The organism is Pseudonocardia sp. (assembly GCF_029263155.1).
GTDB lineage: Bacteria > Actinomycetota > Actinomycetes > Mycobacteriales > Pseudonocardiaceae > Pseudonocardia.
On record NZ_JAJCYB010000086.1, the window covers coordinates 55,645 to 73,873 of the forward strand.

17 protein-coding genes are annotated in these 18,229 nt (G+C 74.5%); 10 read left to right on the top strand and 7 right to left on the bottom strand.

Going from position 1 to position 18,229, the window contains the following annotated elements:
• Position 1 precedes the first annotated feature (1 nt).
• Both gcvT and Q1K26_RS17960 read right to left on the bottom strand, forming a co-directional pair.
• The gene (gcvT, locus tag Q1K26_RS17955; RefSeq protein WP_300014019.1) at positions 2 to 1,069 is read right to left on the bottom strand and encodes a glycine cleavage system aminomethyltransferase GcvT; all 1,068 of its coding nucleotides are present in this window, start codon (positions 1,067 to 1,069) and stop codon (positions 2 to 4) included.
• A gap of 71 nt (positions 1,070 to 1,140) precedes the next feature.
• Positions 1,141 to 2,394: an APC family permease gene (locus Q1K26_RS17960; RefSeq protein ID WP_300014022.1), complete on the bottom strand. Its 1,254-nt coding sequence runs from the start codon at positions 2,392 to 2,394 to the stop codon at positions 1,141 to 1,143.
• A 93-nt stretch (positions 2,395 to 2,487) separates the two neighbouring features.
• Here Q1K26_RS17960 and Q1K26_RS17965 point away from each other — a divergent pair, with 93 nt between their 5' ends.
• Entirely contained in the window at positions 2,488 to 3,981 is a 1,494-nt protein-coding gene (locus tag Q1K26_RS17965) for a leucyl aminopeptidase (protein ID WP_300014025.1), read from the top strand.
• A gap of 237 nt (positions 3,982 to 4,218) precedes the next feature.
• On the opposite strand, the gene Q1K26_RS17970 is transcribed toward Q1K26_RS17965, so the two are convergent.
• Entirely contained in the window at positions 4,219 to 4,569 is a 351-nt protein-coding gene (locus tag Q1K26_RS17970) for an oxidoreductase (RefSeq protein WP_300014028.1), read from the bottom strand.
• A gap of 148 nt (positions 4,570 to 4,717) precedes the next feature.
• Here Q1K26_RS17970 and lpdA point away from each other — a divergent pair, with 148 nt between their 5' ends.
• From lpdA to Q1K26_RS17990, 4 genes are all read left to right on the top strand, one after another.
• Entirely contained in the window at positions 4,718 to 6,100 is a 1,383-nt protein-coding gene (gene lpdA / locus Q1K26_RS17975; RefSeq protein ID WP_300014031.1) for a dihydrolipoyl dehydrogenase, read from the top strand.
• Positions 6,101 to 6,152: 52 nt separating this feature from the next.
• Positions 6,153 to 7,982: a 2-oxoglutarate dehydrogenase, E2 component, dihydrolipoamide succinyltransferase gene (sucB, locus tag Q1K26_RS17980; RefSeq protein WP_300014034.1), complete on the top strand. Its 1,830-nt coding sequence runs from the start codon at positions 6,153 to 6,155 to the stop codon at positions 7,980 to 7,982.
• Positions 7,983 to 8,826: 844 nt separating this feature from the next.
• Positions 8,827 to 9,720 (top strand): TIGR01777 family oxidoreductase, encoded by an 894-nt coding sequence (locus Q1K26_RS17985; protein ID WP_300014037.1) that lies wholly within the window; start codon positions 8,827 to 8,829, stop codon positions 9,718 to 9,720.
• Entirely contained in the window at positions 9,717 to 10,958 is a 1,242-nt protein-coding gene (locus Q1K26_RS17990) for an NAD(P)/FAD-dependent oxidoreductase (protein WP_300014039.1), read from the top strand. Before Q1K26_RS17985 ends, Q1K26_RS17990 begins: the two co-directional genes overlap by 4 nt.
• Before the next feature lie 38 nt (positions 10,959 to 10,996).
• Here the strand turns inward: Q1K26_RS17990 and mftD are convergent, their stop codons facing one another.
• Positions 10,997 to 12,199, bottom strand: coding sequence for a pre-mycofactocin synthase MftD (mftD, locus tag Q1K26_RS17995; RefSeq protein WP_300014042.1), 1,203 nt, complete (start codon positions 12,197 to 12,199; stop codon positions 10,997 to 10,999).
• A 71-nt stretch (positions 12,200 to 12,270) separates the two neighbouring features.
• A complete protein-coding gene (locus Q1K26_RS18000; RefSeq protein ID WP_300014045.1) occupies positions 12,271 to 12,504 on the bottom strand; it encodes a hypothetical protein in 234 nt (77 codons plus the stop codon).
• A gap of 201 nt (positions 12,505 to 12,705) precedes the next feature.
• On the opposite strand from Q1K26_RS18000, the gene Q1K26_RS18005 reads away from it, so the two are divergent.
• From Q1K26_RS18005 to lipB, 3 genes are all read left to right on the top strand, one after another.
• Positions 12,706 to 13,560 (top strand): mycofactocin-coupled SDR family oxidoreductase, encoded by an 855-nt coding sequence (locus Q1K26_RS18005; protein WP_300014048.1) that lies wholly within the window; start codon positions 12,706 to 12,708, stop codon positions 13,558 to 13,560.
• 110 nt (positions 13,561 to 13,670) lie between these two features.
• The gene (locus Q1K26_RS18010) at positions 13,671 to 14,180 is read left to right on the top strand and encodes a retropepsin-like aspartic protease (RefSeq protein WP_300014051.1); all 510 of its coding nucleotides are present in this window, start codon (positions 13,671 to 13,673) and stop codon (positions 14,178 to 14,180) included.
• Between the two features lie 50 nt (positions 14,181 to 14,230).
• Positions 14,231 to 14,974, top strand: coding sequence for a lipoyl(octanoyl) transferase LipB (lipB, locus tag Q1K26_RS18015; protein ID WP_300014053.1), 744 nt, complete (start codon positions 14,231 to 14,233; stop codon positions 14,972 to 14,974).
• A 24-nt stretch (positions 14,975 to 14,998) separates the two neighbouring features.
• Here the strand turns inward: lipB and Q1K26_RS18020 are convergent, their stop codons facing one another.
• A complete protein-coding gene (locus tag Q1K26_RS18020; protein ID WP_300014056.1) occupies positions 14,999 to 15,178 on the bottom strand; it encodes a hypothetical protein in 180 nt (59 codons plus the stop codon).
• Positions 15,179 to 15,180: 2 nt separating this feature from the next.
• A complete protein-coding gene (locus Q1K26_RS18025) occupies positions 15,181 to 16,107 on the bottom strand; it encodes an LLM class F420-dependent oxidoreductase (RefSeq protein ID WP_300014070.1) in 927 nt (308 codons plus the stop codon).
• 73 nt (positions 16,108 to 16,180) lie between these two features.
• On the opposite strand from Q1K26_RS18025, the gene Q1K26_RS18030 reads away from it, so the two are divergent.
• Both Q1K26_RS18030 and lipA read left to right on the top strand, forming a co-directional pair.
• Positions 16,181 to 17,110 carry an oxidoreductase gene (locus Q1K26_RS18030; protein ID WP_300014059.1) on the top strand — a complete coding sequence of 310 codons (930 nt, stop codon included), beginning with the start codon at positions 16,181 to 16,183 and terminating at the stop codon, positions 17,108 to 17,110.
• Between the two features lie 24 nt (positions 17,111 to 17,134).
• The gene (lipA, locus tag Q1K26_RS18035; RefSeq protein WP_300014062.1) at positions 17,135 to 18,142 is read left to right on the top strand and encodes a lipoyl synthase; all 1,008 of its coding nucleotides are present in this window, start codon (positions 17,135 to 17,137) and stop codon (positions 18,140 to 18,142) included.
• Positions 18,143 to 18,229: the final 87 nt, after the last annotated feature.

The following is an 18,229-nucleotide window of genomic DNA, read 5'->3' on the forward strand; positions in this document are numbered from 1 at the left end:
CTCAGCGGACGTGCGACGGAACGAACGGCGGCTTGACCACCGTGCACGGCAGCGACCGGCCGCGGACGTCGACGGTCACGGTGTCGTCGAGCCCGATCCCGGCCGCGGTGTCGATCAGCGCGAGCGCGATGCCGGCCCGCAGCGTCGGGGAGAAGGTGCCCGAGGTCGTGACGCCGACGCGGGTGCCGTCGGCGAGCACGTCCATCCCCGGCCGCGGCACGCCCCGCCCGGTCGCACGCAGCCCGCGCAACCGGCGCGCCGGCCCGGCCGCCTTCTCGGCGACGAGCGCCGCACGGCCCCGGAAGTCCGGCTTGTCCCAGCCGACGGCCCAGCCGCTGCCCGCCTGCACGGGCGAGATGTCGACGGAGAGGTCCTGGCCGTGCAGCGGGTAGCCCATCTCGGTGCGCAGCGTGTCGCGCGCGCCGAGGCCGGCGGGCTGCGCGCCGGCCGCCACGATCGCGTCCCACACCGCCGGGGCGTCGGCTGCGGGCACGAGCAGCTCGTAGCCGCGCTCGCCGGTGTACCCCGTGCGGCACACGCGGACGTCCCCGGCGTCGGCGAAGGACATGTAGTCCAGCTCGGGGAGCCCGGGGAGCAGGCCGGCGAGCACCTCGGGTGCCCGCGGGCCCTGCACCGCGAGCACCGCGAGGTCACGGTGCTGATCGGTGACGGTGGCCCCGGCCGCGCGCAGGATCTCGGCCACGGCCGCCGCGTTGGCCGCGTTGGGCACGGCGAGCACCTCGTCCGGTCCGGCCAGGTAGAGGATCACGTCGTCGACGACGCCGCCGCCCTCGGTGCAGCACAGCGTGTACTGCGCCTGCCCGGGCGCGATCCGGCCGAGGTCCGCGGTGAACACCGAGTCGACGACGTCCGCCGCACCCCGCCCCGTGATCGCGAGCTTGCCGAGGTGGCTGACGTCGAACACGCCGACGGCCTCGCGCACCGCCGTGTGCTCGGCGACGGTGCCGCCGGGGTAGCTCAGGGGCATCGACCAGCCGCCGAACGCGCCGAGGGTGGCTCCGAGCGCGACGTGCCGCTCGTGGATGGGGCTGGTGAGGAGATCGTCCACGGGCACAGACGCTAGGCCATCTCGCGGTGGCGTCGCAGCCCGTCACCCCCTGGGGGCGCGCGAGCGGCGGGTCAGGGCGACCGGCGCCCCAGCCACGTGCACAGCCCCCACCCGGCGACCAGCGCCAGCGCCGTGATCGCCACCTGGACGATCGGGAGCAGCGCGGCCAGGGCCAGGCACAGCCCGAAGCCCGCCCAGGACGTCCACGCGGGCCAGCGACGCTGCTCCGGAACCAGGCGCAGCGCCGCGAGGTTGATCACCGCGTAGTAGACGAGCACCGAGCACGCCGAGAGCGCGATGGCGGCGGCCGGGCCCGCGGTGAGGGCGACGACGATCGCGACGGCACCGCCCGCGAGATCGGCCCGCCACGGGGTGCCCCGTGTCCCGATCACGGCCAGCGCCGTCGGCAGCTCACCGCGGCGGGCCATCGCCAGCCCGGTGCGGCTGACCCCGACCAGCACCGACAGCAGCGCCGACCCGGCCGCCACCGCCGCGCCCACCCGGACCAGCACCCCGAGCGCGGGCGAGGGACCGGCGTCGACGAGGGCCACCAGCGGCGCGGACTCGATCGCCAGCCGGTCGATCCCGAGCCCGACGATCAGCGCGACGCCCACCAGCAGGTAGACCGCGAACACGGTGACCAGCGCGATCTCGATGGCCCGCCGCAGCGTGCGGGACGGGTCGCGCACCTCCTCGCCCAGCGTCGCGATGCGCGCGTACCCGGCGAACGCGAAGAACACGAACCCCGCCGCGGTGAGCACGCCGAGCGGGCCACCCTGCACCGGGTCGGGCACCTCGGTCGGCACCGCGGCGGACGCGGGCTCCTCCGGCATCCCGAGCAGCCCGCTGACCACCACCAGCAGCAGTACCGCGAGGGTGCCCCCGACCAGCGCGTAGGCGCCACGGGCCGTCCACCGCACGCCGGTGACGTTGAGCGCGGTGACGGCCAGGATGACCACCACGGCCGCGGCCCCGGGGGCCGAGGGAAGCACGTAGGTTCCGAAGATCCCGGCGGCCGCGGCCGCCGAGGCGGTCTTCCCGACCAGGAACGCCACCCCGGCCAGCCGGCCCGCGCCGGGGGCGAGTCGCTCCCGCCCGTAGACGTACCCGCCACCGCTCTCGGGATGGGCCACCGCGAGGTCGGCGGTGGACGCCGCGTTGCAGGCGGCGACGACGGCGGCGAGCACGACCGCGACCAGCATCCACGGCCCGGCCGCGGCGGCGGCGGGCCCCCACACCGCGAACACCCCGGTCCCGAGCATGGCGGCCATGCCGAGCACCACCGCATCGGCGGTACCCAGCCGTCTCTGCACGCTCTCGGACACCGCGACACCCTGTCATCCGTGCCTGACCGGAAGTGTGGCGCGGCGGTGTCATTAGCATCTCGATACCGCCCGCCCCGATCCGAAGGGAACCACGTGCCCACCGAACTGCACCTCGGCAGCGGAGACCCCGCCACCGCCACCACCGACGCCGTAGTGATCGGCCTGCTCCCCGCCGACGGGGACGGGGCTCCCGTGCTCGCCGCGGGCTGCGACGAGATCGACGCCGCGTTCGACGGGGGGCTGGCCGAGCTGCTCGCCGTGGCCGGGGCCGCGGGCAAGGCCGACGAGGTGACCAAGGTCGTCACCCGTGGTGCGCTGTCCGCGCCGCTGCTCGTCGCGGTGGGCCTGGGCAAACCGCCCTCGGCAGGCGCCCCGACCGCCGAGCAGGTGCGCCGCGCGTCCGGCTCGGCCGCCCGCGCGCTGGCCGGCACCGCGCACGCGGTGAGCACGCTGGGCCGCATCGACCTCGCCGCGGCCGCCGAGGGCACGCTGCTGGGGGCCTACACCTTCACCGCGTTCCGCAGCAACGGTGACCCGAAGGCGCCGGTCGCACGGGTCGACCTGCTCTCCGACGGCGCCGACGACGCCGAGGTGCTGCGCCGCGCGGTCGCCGTCGGCACCGCCGTCCGCACCGCCCGGGACCTGATCAACACCCCGCCCAACGCGCTGTTCCCCGAGTCGTTCGCCGCCCGGGCCCGGGAGCTGGCCGAGGCGGCCGGGATCGAGGTGGAGGTGCTCGACGAGGACGCGCTCGCCGAGGCCGGCTTCGGCGGGGTGCTCGGCGTGGGGCAGGGCTCCTCCCGCAAGCCGCGCCTGGTGCGGCTGACCTGGTCGGGCGGGGCGTCGCCGCGCGCGAAGGTCGCGCTGGTCGGCAAGGGAATCACGTTCGACACCGGCGGCATCTCGATCAAGCCGGCCGCGAACATGGACCAGATGACCTCGGACATGAGCGGCGCCGCCGCCGTCGTCGCCACCACGGTGCTGGCCGCCACGCTGGAGCTGCCGGTCGCCGTGACCGCCACCGTGCCGATGGCCGAGAACATGCCCAGCGACACCGCCTACCGGCCCGGCGACGTGCTGACGATGTACGGCGGCAAGACCGTCGAGGTGCTCAACACCGACGCCGAGGGCCGGCTGGTCCTGGCCGACGCGATCGTCCGCGCCGCGCAGGACGGCCCCGACTACCTGATCGAGACCTCCACGCTCACCGGCGCCCAGATGGTGGCGCTGGGCACCCGCACCGCCGGCGTGATGGGCAGCGACGAGTTCCGCGACCGCATCGCCGCGCACGCCCGCGCCACCGGCGAGGACGGCTGGTCGATGCCGCTGCCCGAGCACGTCCGCGCGGACCTCGACTCCCGGGTGGCCGACCTCGCCAACGTCTCCGGCGCGCGCTGGGGCGGCATGCTGGTGGCGGGGGTGTTCCTGCGCGAGTTCGTGCCCGACGGCCTGGCCTGGGCGCACATCGACATCGCCGGTCCGAGCTTCCACACCGGCGGCCCCTACGGTTACACGACGAAGGGCGGCACGGGCGTCCCCGTCCGCACCCTGTGGGCCGTGCTGAGCGACATCGCCGAGAACGGCTGAGGCGCGGGCCGCCGATCCCGGCGACCCGCTCGCGCCGAGGTGCCTCTCGCGCGCTCCCGGTCGGCGCGCGAGACACCACTCGGCGCGCGAAGCCCGGTCCCGCCCGGCGCGCCGTCGACGCCCAGCGGCCCGGCTCGCGCGCAGAAACGGCTCTCGCGCGTCGCCGACAGCGCGCGAAACACCCGACAGCGCGCGAGACGCGGTGCTGCGTGCTCGCCGGCCGGCGCGCGGACCGGGTCAGGGTTCGCCCAGCTCCTCGCGGCGTCTGCGCTCGCGCAGGACCCGCTGCCGGGCGTCGTGGTCGCGCATGCGCTGCGGGTAGCCCATCAGCTGCACGTCGTACACCGGCATCGTCAGCGACCGGGCCAGCTTGCGCGCGGCGGCGGGGCCCGCGATGCGGCGGCGCGTCCACTGCCCGTCCTTGTCCACCAGCAGCATCGTGGTCTCGGTGACCGCCGTGCGCGGCTCCACGTACGCCTCGACGCCCTCGTGCTCGGCCGTCCACTCGCGCAGGTGGGCCTCGTCCTCGCGGCCCGCCGCCCGGGCGGTGCCCCTGCGGTTCCTCCGCAACCTGTCCAGCAGGCCCATGTGGACCACCTCCTGACCCGTCAACGACGCGGCGGCGTGATTCTCTCCCGGCCGGGACCAGGACCGACGCGGCGGCGCGCCGGATGACAAGATGGCGGTCGGCGGCGTGACATGCCGTGACCAGTGATCTTCTCCTAGGGAGTGTCGAGTGGCCGAGCACAACGCGGACCTGGTGATCCTCGGCGGCGGATCGGGCGGTTACGCCTGCGCGCTGCGCGCGGCCGAGCTGGGGATGTCGGTCGTGCTGGTGGAGAAGGACAAGCTGGGCGGCACCTGCCTGCACTACGGCTGCATCCCCACCAAGGCCCTGCTGCACGCCGCGGAGGTGGCCGACAGCGCCCGCGAGGGCGAGAAGGTCGGTGTGAAGGCCACCCTCGAGGGTGTCGACATGGCCGGCGTCAACGCCTACAAGGACGGCGTCATCGCGAAGCTCTACAAGGGACTGCAGGGGCTGGTGAAGTCCCGCAAGATCACCCTCGTGGACGGCGCGGGCACGTTCGTCGGGCCGAACACGGTCACGGTCGGGGACGACACGTACGTCGGGAAGAGCGTCGTGCTGGCCACCGGCAGCTACTCGCGCACGCTGCCCGGCCTCGACATCGGCGGCCGCGTCATCACCTCCTACGAGGCCATCCGCCTCGAGGAGGTGCCCAAGCGGGTCGTCGTGCTCGGCGGCGGTGTCATCGGCGTCGAGTTCGCCAGCGTCTACAAGAGCTTCGGCGCCGAGGTCACGATCGTCGAGGCGCTGCCGCACCTGGTGCCCAACGAGGACGAGTTCGCCTCCAAGCTGCTGGAGCGCGCCTTCCGCAAGCGCAAGATCACGTTCAAGACCGGGGTCAAGTTCACCGGCGCGACGCAGACCGACGACGCGGTCACCGTCTCGCTGGAGTCGGGCGAGGAGATCGAGGCGGACTACCTGCTCGTCGCCGTCGGCCGGGGCCCCAACACCGCCACCGCGGGGTTCGAGGAGGCCGGCGTGAAGATGGAGCGCGGCTTCGTCCTCGCCGACGAGCGCCTGCGCACCAACCTGCCCAACGTCTACGCGCTCGGCGACATCGTCCCCGGCCTGCAGCTCGCCCACCGCGGCTTCGCGCAGGGCATCTTCCTGGCCGAGGACCTCGCCGGGCTCAACCCGCCCGTCATCGACGAGGCCGGGATCCCGCGGGTCACCTACTGCGAGCCCGAGGTCGCCTCGGTCGGCCTGACCGAGACGCAGGCCAAGGAGCGCTACGGGGAGATCCAGACGCTCACCTACGACCTCGCGGGCAACGGCAAGTCGCAGATCCTGCAGACGCAGGGCGCGATCAAGCTGATCAAGTCCGGGGCCGAGGGCACGCCCGGTCCGGTGGTCGGGCTGCACATGGTCGGCGCGCGGGTCGGCGAGCTGATCGGCGAGGCCCAGCTGGTCTACAACTGGGACGCCCAGGCCGAGGACGTCGCCGCGCTGGTGCACGCCCACCCCACCCAGAACGAGGCCTTCGGCGAGGCGCACCTCGCACTGGCCGGCAAGCCGCTCCACAGCCATTCCTGATCCGGCTGCTGCTGACCCCCCGTTCGCGTAGATAGAGGAGCTCCGAGCCGACATGGCCTTCTCCGTCCAGATGCCCGCCCTCGGTGAGAGCGTCACCGAGGGCACCGTCACCCGTTGGCTCAAGCAGGAGGGCGACCACGTCGAGGTCGACGAGCCGCTGCTCGAGGTCTCCACCGACAAGGTCGACACCGAGATCCCGTCCCCCGCCGCCGGTGTGCTGCAGCGGATCGTGGCCGCCGAGGACGAGACCGTCGAGGTCGGCGCCGAGCTGGCCGTGATCGGGGACGGGGACGGTTCGTCCTCCGACGGCGAGGCACCCGCGGAGCCCGCGGCCGAGACCCCCGCCGAGCCTGCCCCCGCCGACGAGCCCGCCGAGGAGGAGGCCCCGGCCGACCGGGGCACCGGAGCGGGCGACTCCGCGGAGCCGCAGGAGGCCCCGCAGGCCGCCACCAAGTCCACCGGCTCCGGCACCGCCGTGACGATGCCCGAGCTGGGCGAGAGCGTCACCGAGGGCACGGTCACGCGCTGGCTCAAGGCCGTCGGTGACGAGGTGACCGTCGACGAGCCGCTGCTGGAGGTGTCCACCGACAAGGTCGACACCGAGATCCCCTCCCCCATCGCCGGCACGCTGCTGGAGATCACGGCGGGCGAGGACGAGACCGTCGAGGTCGGCGGGCAGCTCGCGGTGATCGGCGACGAGTCGGCGGCCCCCGCCGTGGAACAGGAGCCGGCCGAGGAGCCGGCTCCGGCCGAGGAGCAGGCCCCCGCCGAGGAGGCACCGGAACCCGAGCTGGCCGAGGAGAACCCCGCCGAGGGCGAGAAGAAGCCGGAGCGGGCACCGGAGCCGGCTCCGGCGGCCGGCAGCAACGGTCGCTCCGCGCCCGAGGGCGGCGACGCACCCACCGGCGCCCCGTACGTCACGCCCCTGGTGCGCAAGCTGGCCGCCGAGCACGACGTCGACCTCACCACGATCACCGGGTCCGGGGTCGGCGGGCGCATCCGCAAGCAGGACGTGCTGGCCGCCGCCGAGGCGTCCACCCCGGAACCGGAGGCCGCACCCGAACCGGCCCCCGCCGCCCCGTCCCCCGCGGCCCCGTCCCCCGCGGCCTCGTCCCCCGCCGCGCCGCAGGCCGTGGCCAAGCCCGCCAAGGGCGCCCCCGAGCCGGGCACCACGGTGAAGATGCCGCGGCTGCGGCAGGTCATCGCCCAGCGGATGACCGAGTCGCTGCGGGTCTCCGCGCAGCTCACGACGGTGCAGGAGGTCGACGTCACGCGCATCGCGAAGCTGCGCGCGCGGGCGAAGGCGGAGTTCGAGCGCCGCGAGGGCGTCAAGCTCACCTACCTGCCGTTCTTCGCGAAGGCCACCATCGAGGCCCTGAAGGCGTTCCCGCAGGTCAACGCGTCGATCAACGACGAGACCAAGGAGGTGACCTACCACGGGGCCGTGCACCTGGCCGTCGCGGTCGACACCCCCCGCGGCCTCCTCGTCCCCGTGATCAAGAACGCGGAGGACCTGAACATCGCCGGTCTCGCCCGCAAGATCGCCGACGTCGCGGCCCGCACACGCGACAACAAGATCGGCCCCGACGAGCTGTCCGGCGGCACGTTCACGATCACCAACATCGGCAGCGCCGGGGCGCTGTTCGACACGCCGATCATCAACCAGCCCCAGGTCGCCATCCTGGGCACGGGCGTGATCAGCAAGCAGCCCATGGTGGTCACCGGTGCCGACGGCGACGACGTGATCGCCATCCGCTCGGTCTGCTACCTGCCGCTCACCTACGACCACCGTCTGGTGGACGGTGCCGACGCGGGGCGCTTCGTGAGCGCGATCAAGGCACGGCTGGAGGAAGGCGCCTTCGAGGCCGACCTGGGGCTGTAGGCGGCGCCGCCCGGGGACGGGCCGGTCCCCCGTGGAGCCGGCTCGTCCCCGCGGTACACCCGGGTCACCCGCCGGCAACGGATCCGCCGCCAGCGGGCTCCCCGGGCCCCGGGCCCCGGGCAACCGGGCCGTGGGCAACCTGAGCCTCCTGGGCAACCGGGCCCCGCTGGTCCGCTCCGGCCCGCGGGCCTGTCCCGGACCCACGGATCCACCCGGTGGTGCGACGGGCTCCCCGCCCGGTCAGCCACGGGTGCGCCGTTCTGCCTGACCCGGTTCTGCCCGACCCCGGTTCCGTCGGTCGGCCGGGGCCCGGGAGCACGGGAGCCGGGGCCCGGGAGCACGGACGTGGTGCGCCTCATGATCGACGAACCGGAACGGTGAGGCGTGCAGACCGCCATCCCGGGTTCCGATCCGTCGATCACCGAACCCAAGATCGACGAACCGGAACCCCGCACCGCGTCTCACCCCGCAGCGCGTTCCGAAAGGTCGATCATGAACTGCCCGACGACCGGCGGACCGGCCGTGCCGCGGATTCCGATCGGCCCGCCCACGGGTTCGCGGCCGGCCCACGGTCCCACCCGGCCGATCAACCCGGCCCACCACACCCGGCCCACCACACCCGGCCCACGCCCCCATGATCGGCGGTTCGGAACGGTGAGGCGTGCAGACCGCCGTCCCGGGTTCCGATCCGTCGATCACCGAACCCGAGATCGGCGAATCGGAACCCCTGCCGCGCTCCACCCCGCCACAGGTTCCGTGACGCCGATCACCGGCCGGCGGCCGCCTGGCACCCGGGACCATGCCCCGGGTCGCGGGAGGCGGGAGCGTCCGCGAGGATCACGCCGTGCGCGTCGTCATCGCCGGGTCGTCCGGTCTGATCGGAACTGCTCTCGTCTCCCACCTCCGGGAGGCCGGACACGACGTCCTGCGGCTCGTCCGCCGGGCGCCGGCCGCCCCGGACGAGCGGGGCTGGGACCCGCCGGCCGGTCGCGTCGACGACGGCACGTTCGACGGCGTCGACGCCGTGGTGAACCTCTGCGGGAACCCGCAGGCGCCACGGCCCTGGACCGGCGCCTACAAGCAGGCGATGCGCGACAGCCGGCTCGTGCCGACCGAGGTGCTCGCCGCGGCCGTCGCCGAGCACCGGGTGCCGACGCTGGTGAACGCCTCCGGCATCAACTACTACGGCGACACCGGGCCCGATGCCGTCGACGAGAAGGGGCCCGCGGGGACGACGGGCTTCCTCACCGTCCTGTCCCGGGACTGGGAGGCGGCCACGGCGCCGGCAGCGGCGGGAGGTGCCCGCGTGGTACCGATGCGGACCGGGTTGGTCCTCTCGCCGTCCGGTGGGTTGCTGGGCACGCTGCGACCGCTGTTCCGGATGGGGCTCGGTGGTCGGCTCGGCTCGGGCCGCCAGTACATGTCGTGCATCTCGCTCGACGATCACGTGGGAGCCATCCGGTACGTCGTCGAACACGACGCCATCACCGGGCCGGTCAACTCGACGGGGCCGCAGGCCGTGACCAACGCCGAGTTCACCTCCACCTTCGCCGCTGTGCTGGGGCGCCCGGCAGTGTTCGCCGTCCCGTCGTTCGGGATCCGGCTGGTGCTCGGGGAGGCCGGCGAGGAGCTCGCCCTGACGAGCATCCGGGTGGTGCCGGCGGTGCTCGAGGGAGCCGGCTACCAGTACCGGCACCGCACCGTGCGGGAGATGCTCGCCGCGGCCGTCGGGTCATGACGGGCGCGGGCCGCGGGCACGACGTCGTCGTGGTCGGCGCGGGGCTCGCCGGCCTGCGTGCCGCGCAGGTGCTGTGCCGGCGCGGGCTCGATGTCGTCGTGCTCGACGCCGCCGACCGGCCGGGCGGGCGGATGGCCACCGACCTCGTCGACGGGTTCCGCTGCGACCGCGGCTTCCAGGTGCTCAACACCTCCTACCCCGCGCTGCGCGCCACCGCCGACCTCGCCGCGCTGCGGCTGCGCCCGTTCGAGCCGGGCGCGGCGATCCGCGGCGCCGACGGCCGGCTGCACCACCTCGCCAACCCCGCACGGCGCCCGTCGCAGGCGTTCGCCACCGCCACCGACGACCTGCTGCCGGTGCGGGACCGGGCGAAGCTCGTGGCGTGGACGGCCCGTGTGCTCGCCGCACCGCCGTCCCGGACGGCCGGGCTGATCGACCGCACCGCCGCCCAGGACCTGGGCGCGGCCGGGCTGGACGGCCCGGTCGTGGAGCGGTTCCTGCGGCCCTTCCTGTCCGGGGTGCTGGGCGAGTCGGCGCTCACGACGTCCGCGGCGTTCGTGCGGCTGGTGTGGCGCAGCTTCGCGCTCGGGACGGTCGCGGTTCCGGCCGCCGGGATGGGCGCGCTGCCGGCCCAGCTCGCCGCCGGGCTGCCGGCGGGGGTGCTGCGGCCGGGTCGCCGCGTCACCACGGTGCGCGCCGGTGTGGTGCACACCGCGGACGGCGAGCTGTCGGCGCGCGCGGTGCTCGTCGCCACCGACCCGGTCGCGGCGGGCACGCTGCTCCCGGGCCTGGAGGTGCCGGCGATGCACGAGCTGACGACCACCTACCACGTGACCGCCGCGCCACCCGCCGCGTTGCCGCTGCTGCACCTCGACGCCACCGGCGGCCCGGTGGCGAACACCGTGGTGCTCCCGGCGGAGCACTCTCCGGACGGTCGCGCGCTCGTGTCCACCACCGTGCTCGGGCCCCCGATCCCCGATGCGGACGTGCGCCGCGAGCTGGCCCGGCTCTACGGCACCCCGACCGGCGACTGGGAGCACCTGCACACCGCGCAGGTCCGGGCGGCGCTGCCCGCGTTCCGTGCCGGACGACCGGTGCGGCGCGACGTCGCGCTCGGCGACGGGCTGTTCGTCGCGGGCGACCACCGCGACACCCCGTCGACGCAGGGAGCGCTGGTCAGCGGGCGGCGCGCGGCGCAGGCCGTCCTCCGCGAACTCGGGATCGCCCGACCGAACTGAGGCCTGCGTCGCTTCAGCACGCGCCGGCGGGTCCAGGCTCAGTCCGACTTCGGGCGCGGGGTCTCCTCCGCAGCCCACGGCTGCGGCCCGCGGCTGAACCCGTCCGGCACGATGAGGTCGCCGGGCCGCAGGTCACCGACGCGGGACCGGCCGAGGCCGAACAGTCCTTCGTCGAGACCGCTGCGCAGGATGTCGAGGACGTTCTTCACCCCGGGCCCGCCGGCAGCGCCCATCCCCCAGAGGTAGGCCCGCCCGATCATCACGGCCCGGGCGCCGAGCGCGAGGGCCTTGAGCACGTCGGTGCCGCGCCGGATACCGCCGTCGAGCAGCACCTCGACCCGGTCGCCGACGGCGTCGACGACACCGGGTAGCGACCGGATGGCCCCGGGGGTGCCGTCGAGGTTGTTGCCGCCGTGGTTGGACACCGACACGGCGTCGGCCCCGATGTCCGCCGCGCGGCGCGCGTCGTCGGGACGGGTGACCCCCTTGACCATGAACGGCCCGCCCCACAGCTCGCGGAGCCACTCGAGGTCGGCCCAGGTCGCCGGCGGCGTGTACATCCACTCGCCGTAGGCCTGGAAGAAGGTGGGCGGTTCCTCGCCGGGATCGGCCATGTTGGGCACCGTCAGCCGTGGGAGGTGTCCGGCCCGGAGCCAGTCGAGGAGGTAGCGCGGCCGCACGGCGCCCTCCGGCGCGAACTTCGCCATCGTCGCAAGATCCATCCGCTCCGGGATGTCCGGGCTGCCCCAGTCGCGCCTGCTGTCGAAGACCCAGTCGAGGGTGACGATCAGGGCTGCGGCACCCGCCTCCCGCGCGCGCTCGACCCGTCGCGCGATCCGGTCGCGGTCACCGACCCAGTAGGTCTGGAAGAACGTCTGCGGGTTCGCCGCGACGACGTCGTCGACCGAGCGGCTCGCGAACGCGCTGAGCCCGATCGCGGTTCCTGCCTCGGCCGCCGCACGCGCAACCCCGACCTCGCCCTCCGGGTGGACTGCCTGCACCCCGGTAGGCGAGATCAGCACCGGGAAGGAGATGTCCTGTCCGAGCACCGTCGTGGCCAGGTCGCGCTCGGCCGGTTGGTCGCCGACCTGGGGCCGGAACCCGATCTCGTCGAACGCCCGGACGTTGTCGGTCAGCGTGAGGCCCTGCTCGGTCCCGGCGAGCAGAGCACCGTAGACGGATCTGGGGAGTCGCTTACGGGCGCGCCGCTGGGCCTCGGCGACCGTCTCGAACCACGCCATGTCGGTCCTCCTCGTGATCTCTCGATGGGTGGCCGCCCGGGACCGCCGCGGCACGACGGTCCCGGCCGGTCTCAGCGGCCCAGGCGCGCCGCCAGCAGCGCCTTGCCCTGCTCGGCGCCCTTCTGGCTCTCGCCCTGCGCCCGACGGAAGAACTCGACGAGGTCCTCGTCGCCGCTGCGCTGCGCGTCCTGGACGTAGGTCTCCATCCGCAGCGCGTTGCTCAGGCACTGCTCGGTGAACCAGATGAGGTTGTAGTCCTTGTCCTTCGTGCCGGTGATCTCTCCACCTTCGGTGCTGGTGGTCATCGCGATGCTCCTCTCCCGTCGTCTGTCATGGGCACCTGCGGGCTACCCGCCGGGGTCCGGGCCAATCAGGCCGCGCTCATCGACCCGCCGGCCCGGTCGACCGGAATCCGGAGCCGGGATTGGCGCCGGAACGACCGGGTAGGCCGGGGACAGCACGGCGAACACGCCGGGCAGCAACGGACACGGCGAGGAGGACATCTGATGGGGATGCTCGAAGGTAAGACCGCGCTGATCACCGGCGGCGCTCGGGGGCAGGGCCGCGCACACGCGCTCACCTGCGCCAGGGAGGGCGCCGACGTGGTACTCGTCGACATCACCGATCCGGTGGCGACGGTGCCCTACGAGACCGCGACGGCACAGGACATGGAGCAGACGGTGAAGGAGGTCGAGGCGCACGACCGACGCGCCCTGGCCGTCACCGGCGACGTCCGCTCGCAGGCCGACCTCGACGCCGCCGTCGAGCGGGGCGTCGGCGAGTTCGGGAAGATCGACATCCTGATCGCGAACGCCGGGATCTGGGGCCTGAAGCCGCTGTGGGAGATGGACGAGGCGACCTGGTCGGAGATGCTCGACATCAACCTCTCCGGGGTCTTCCGCTCGGTCCGCGCGGTGACGCCGCACATGATGGAGCGGGGCACCGGCTCGATCGTGATCACGTCGTCGATCAACGGGCTGGAGCCCGCACAGAACTACGTCCACTACGTCTCGGCCAAGCACGGGCTGATCGGGCTGATGAAGAACGTGGCGCTGGAGCTGGCGCCCTACGGTGTCCGGGCGAACGCGATCAGTCCCGGGGCGATCGACACCCCGATGACCGACCACCAGACGGCCTACGACATGTTCGCCGGGCACGAGGGCGGCACCCGGGAGGAGCGCTACGAGGGCGCCTACGGGTTCCACGCGCTCAAGGGCGCGGGATTCCTGCCGGCACAGGCCATCGCGGACACCGCGCTGTACCTCAACTCGGATCTGGCGGCGGCGGTGACCGGCGTGGTGATCCCGGTCGACGCCGGTCACATGGTCCTGCCGGGGATGAACCCGGCACCGGCGCGCTGATCCGCGGCGACCGCCCGGCCGGGGACGCCCGTGCGCGGCGGAGCTCCTCGGACCGGACGGGCCCGGGACACGCGGCGGGTTGAGCGGTCGCCGTGGGGGTAGTCCGGACGATGTCGCGCCGACCGTTCCTGCTGGCCCTGCTCCTGCCGTTCCTCGCGGCCTGCGTGGTGACCACATCGGGCGCGCCGCCCGAGGCCGCGCAGACCCCGGACGACCTCGGATCCGGGGAGGTCCCGCTGCGGGTGCTCGACGCGGGCGAGTCGACGCTGGCACTGGTACCGGTGATGTTCGCCGGACGCGGGCCGTACCTGTTCGCGCTCGACACCGGGGCGTCGAACACCGTCGTCGACACCTCCGTCGCCGACGAGATCGGGCTGGAGCGCACCGGCGAGCGGCGGGAGGTCAGCGGGGTCGTGGGCAGGCAGAGCGTCGAGATCGCCCGGGTCGAGCAGTGGAGCCTCGGTCCCGTCGAGCTCGGGCCGGGCGAGGTCGCCCTGCTCGACCTGCCGGCCCCCGAGCAGGGCGAGGGGCTGCAGGGACTGCTCGGCTCCGACGTCCTGAGCGGGTCCGGTGCGGTGACCGTGGACTACGAGGCCGGTGTCCTGCGTCTCGACCCGTGAGTCGGCCCGAGCTCGCCCCCGGAGGTGGGGCCCGGCGTACCGTGCACCGCATGGCCCGCGCGACGAGCTGCCGACGCAGCACCGATCCCGTCCACGTCGACCGGCTCGGCTCCCTCGACTACCTCACCGCATGGGACGCCCAGCGCTCCCACGCCGCGGCCCGCCGCGACGGTGCGGGCCCCGATGTCCTGATGCTGCTCGAGCACCCGTCGGTGTACACGGCGGGCCGGCGCACCCGGCCCGAGGACCGGCCTACCGACGGCACCCCCGTCGTCGACGTCGACCGCGGCGGCCGCATCACCTGGCACGGCCCGGGCCAGCTCGTGGGCTACCCGATCGTGGCGCTGGCCGAGCCGCTGGACGTCGTCGACTTCGTGCGCCGCCTGGAGCAGGCCCTGATCCACGTGGTGCACGACCTCGGGATCACCGCGGCCGGGCGCGTCGACGGGCGCAGCGGTGTGTGGCTGCCCGCCGACGACCGGGGGCCCGAGCGCAAGCTCGGCGCGATCGGCGTGCGCGTGCAGGGCGGCGTCACGCTGCACGGGTTCGCCCTCAACTGCGATCCCGACCTCGCCGCGTTCGACCGGATCGTGCCGTGCGGCATCGCCGACGCCGGGGTCAGCTCGCTGTCGGTCGAGCTGGGTCGCCCGGTGCCGGTGACCGAGGTGCTCGACGCCGTCACCGTCGCCGTCCTCGATGCGCTGGACGGGATCCTCCCGGTGGCCGAGCACCCGGTGGCCCGCCCCGCCGCCCCCGCCGGGCTCGACCTGCACCTGCACCCGGCCCTGCACTGATCGCCACCGTGCCCGGCGGACGGGTCACCGATCTCGCCGCGCGGTCAGCACGACGGCGCCGACGGCCACCCCGACCCCGATCAGCACCAGCGCGACGAGCGCGAGGCCCGGCAGCTGCGCCGCCCCGCCGACGGTCGTGAGCACGAGTGCCGCGACGGCCGCGGCCGCCGTGGCCCGGACCAGGGTCGGATTCCAGCGCAACATCTTTAGAGCTGCGCCATGACCCGGTCGGCGACCAGCTCGACCTGGTCCAGGTCGGCGAGGTCCATGAGCTGCAGGTACATCCGCGTGACGCCGGCCTTCTCGCGCCACTCACCGAGCCGGTCCACGACCTCGTCCGGGGTGCCGGTGAGACCGGCCGCGCGCAGCTCCTCGACCTCGCGGCCCAGGGTCAGCGCGCGGCGGGCGATCTCGGCGTCGTCGCGTCCGACGCAGATCACCTGCGCGGCCGAGCGGATCAGCGGCTCGCGGCCACGGGCGGCGCACGCGGCGTCGACCCGGGCGAACTGCTCGGCCGCGGTCTGCACGTCGGCGAAGGGCACGTTGAACTCCGACGCGAAGCGCGCGGCCAGCTCCGGCGTGCGCCTGGGGCCGCGACCGCCGACGACGACCGGCGGCGCGGGCTGCTGCACCGGCTTGGGCAGGGCGGGCGAGTCGGTCACGGTGTAGTGCTCGCCCGCGAAGGAGAACCGCTCGCCGGGCAGGGTGCCCCACAGCCCGGTGACGATCTCCAGCTGCTCGGTGAGCCGGTCGAACCGCTCCCCCAGCGCCGGGAACGGGATGCCGTACGCGGCGTGCTCGGCGGCGAACCAGCCCGACCCCAGACCCAGCTCGACGCGCCCCGCCGACATCTGGTCGACCTGCGCGACCGCGACCGCCAGCGGCCCGGGCAGCCGGAAGGTCGCCGACGACACGAGCGTGCCCAGCCGGATGCGGGAGGTCTCGCGGGCGAGGCCGGCGAGCGTCACCCAGGAGTCGGTGGGGCCCGGCTCGCCCGAGGCGTCCCCCATGGCGAGGAAGTGGTCGGAGCGGAAGAACGCGTCGTAGCCCGCCGCCTCGGTGGCCTGGGCGACGCGGAGCAGGTCGTCGTAGCTCGCGCCCTGCTGGGGCTCGGTGAAGATCCGGAGTTCCACCCGGCCGACCCTACGTCGGCAGGCGGCGGCGGGCCGGACGAGGTCGCTCCCGCCGTGGTCCATGATGGCGATCATGCGGTGGACCCTCGACGCGATGCCCGACCAGTCCGGCCGGACGGTGCTGGTCACCGGAGCCACCTCCGGTCTCGGGCTCGCCTCGGCGGCGGCGCTCGCCGGGGCGGGTGCGCGGGTGCTCGTCGGGGCTCGCGATCCCGAGCGGGGCCGCCGGGCGCTGGAGCGGGTGCCGGGCGGCGAGCTCGTGGCGCTCGATCTCGCCGATCTCGACTCGGTCCGCCGCGCCGCCGCCGACGTCCGCGACCGCACCGGCGACGCGTTGCACGTGCTGATGAACAACGCGGGCGTGATGGGCACCCCGCCGGGGGTGACCGTCGACGGGTTCGAGACCCAGATCGGCACCAACCACCTCGCGCATGCCGCGCTGACCTGGCTGCTGATGCCCGCGCTGCGCCGGGCCGGGTCCGCACGGGTCGTCACCCTGTCGAGCATCGCCCACCGCGGCCCCGGCCTCGACGTCGACGACCTGCACTTCGCCCGCCGGTCCTACCTCGCCTCCCACGCCTACAGCCAGAGCAAGCTGGCCAACCTGCTCTTCGCCGCCGAGCTGGACCGGCGGCTGCGCGCGAGCGGCGACACCGGCGGACCCGACGGCGTGATCTCCGTCGCCGCACACCCCGGGCTCACCGACACCGCGCTGCTGAGCAGCTCGCTGCGCAACCGCGGCGGGGCGTGGCTGCTGCCGGCCGCGTGGGTCGTCAACAAGCTGGTGACCCAGCCCGTCGGGCGCGGTGTCCTGCCGCAGCTCTACGCGGCCACCGCCCCCCAGGTCCGCGGAGGCGACTACGTCGGTCCCGGCGGGCTCGGCGAGTCGCGCGGGTACCCCGCCCCGGCCCGGCGCTCGGCCGCGGCGCGCGACGTCGCGCTGGCCCGGCGGCTCTGGGACGTGACGGCCGCCGCAACGGCGGTGCAACCCGATCCCGCCTGACCCCGGCGGCGTACCGTGGCCGGTGTGACGGTCGCACCCGAAGGTCGCAAGCTGCTGCGCCTGGAGGTCCGCAACAGCGAGACCCCCATCGAGCGCAAGCCCCCGTGGATCCGGACCAGGGCCCGCACCGGCCCGCAGTACACCGAGCTCAAGTCGCTCGTGCGCACCGGTGGCCTGCACACGGTGTGCGAGGAGGCGGGCTGCCCCAACATCTACGAGTGCTGGGAGGACCGCGAGGCCACCTTCCTCATCGGCGGCGAGCAGTGCACCCGGCGCTGCGACTTCTGCCAGATCGACACCGGGCGCCCCGCCGAGCTGGACCGCGACGAGCCGCGCCGCGTCGCCGAGTCGGTGCGGCAGATGGGCCTGCGCTACTCCACCGTCACCGGCGTGGCGCGCGACGACCAGCCCGACGGCGGGGCCTGGCTCTACGCCGAGACCGTCCGGCTGATCCACCAGCTCAACCCGGGCACCGGCGTGGAGCTGCTCATCCCGGACTTCAACTCGATCGACGAGCAGCTGAACGAGGTCTTCGACACCCGCCCCGAGGTGCTCGCGCACAACCTGGAGACCGTGCCGCGGATCTTCCGCCGGATCCGCCCGGCGTTCCGCTACGAGCGCTCGCTGGAGGTGATCACCAAGGCCCGCGCGGCCGGGCTGGTCACCAAGTCCAACCTGATCCTGGGCATGGGCGAGACCCCGGAGGAGGTCGTCTCCGCGCTGGCCGACCTGCACGACGCGGGCTGCGAGTTCATCACGATCACCCAGTACCTGCGGCCCTCGGCGCGCCACCATCCGGTGCACCGCTGGGTCACGCCCGAGGAGTTCGTCGAGCACTCCGCCGCGGCTGAGCAGCTGGGGTTCGCCGGGGTGATGGCCGGGCCGCTGGTGCGCTCCTCCTACCGCGCCGGACGGCTCTACGCCCAGACGGTCCGCGCCCGCGGCGAGCAGCTCCCGGCGGGCCTGGAGCACCTGGCGACGGAGGGACCCGCGGCCCAGGAGGCAAGCTCCGTGCTCGCGCGCCTGCGCTGACGACCCGGCGCCCACAGCGGCGCGACCACGGCGTCGCGCGCCGCTGAGCTCGTGCGCGCCCCCGGAGGGCGTCGCGGCGCGGTCACC

Bases quoted from the DNA above. Each gene is read 5' to 3' on its own strand.
- Q1K26_RS18020 (WP_300014056.1), bottom strand. From the start codon at position 15,178: ATGTTGCGCTGGAATCCGACCCTGGTCCGGGCCACGGCGGCCGCGGCC.
- mftD (WP_300014042.1), bottom strand. From the start codon at position 12,199: ATGGCGTGGTTCGAGACGGTCGCCGAGGCCCAGCGGCGCGCCCGTAAG.
- Q1K26_RS18010 (WP_300014051.1), top strand. From the start codon at position 13,671: ATGTCGCGCCGACCGTTCCTGCTGGCCCTGCTCCTGCCGTTCCTCGCG.
- sucB (WP_300014034.1), top strand. From the start codon at position 6,153: ATGGCCTTCTCCGTCCAGATGCCCGCCCTCGGTGAGAGCGTCACCGAG.
- Q1K26_RS17990 (WP_300014039.1), top strand. From the start codon at position 9,717: ATGACGGGCGCGGGCCGCGGGCACGACGTCGTCGTGGTCGGCGCGGGG.
- Q1K26_RS18000 (WP_300014045.1), bottom strand. From the start codon at position 12,504: ATGACCACCAGCACCGAAGGTGGAGAGATCACCGGCACGAAGGACAAG.
- lipB (WP_300014053.1), top strand. From the start codon at position 14,231: ATGGCCCGCGCGACGAGCTGCCGACGCAGCACCGATCCCGTCCACGTC.
- Q1K26_RS18005 (WP_300014048.1), top strand. From the start codon at position 12,706: ATGGGGATGCTCGAAGGTAAGACCGCGCTGATCACCGGCGGCGCTCGG.
- Q1K26_RS18030 (WP_300014059.1), top strand. From the start codon at position 16,181: ATGCGGTGGACCCTCGACGCGATGCCCGACCAGTCCGGCCGGACGGTG.
- Q1K26_RS17970 (WP_300014028.1), bottom strand. From the start codon at position 4,569: ATGGGCCTGCTGGACAGGTTGCGGAGGAACCGCAGGGGCACCGCCCGG.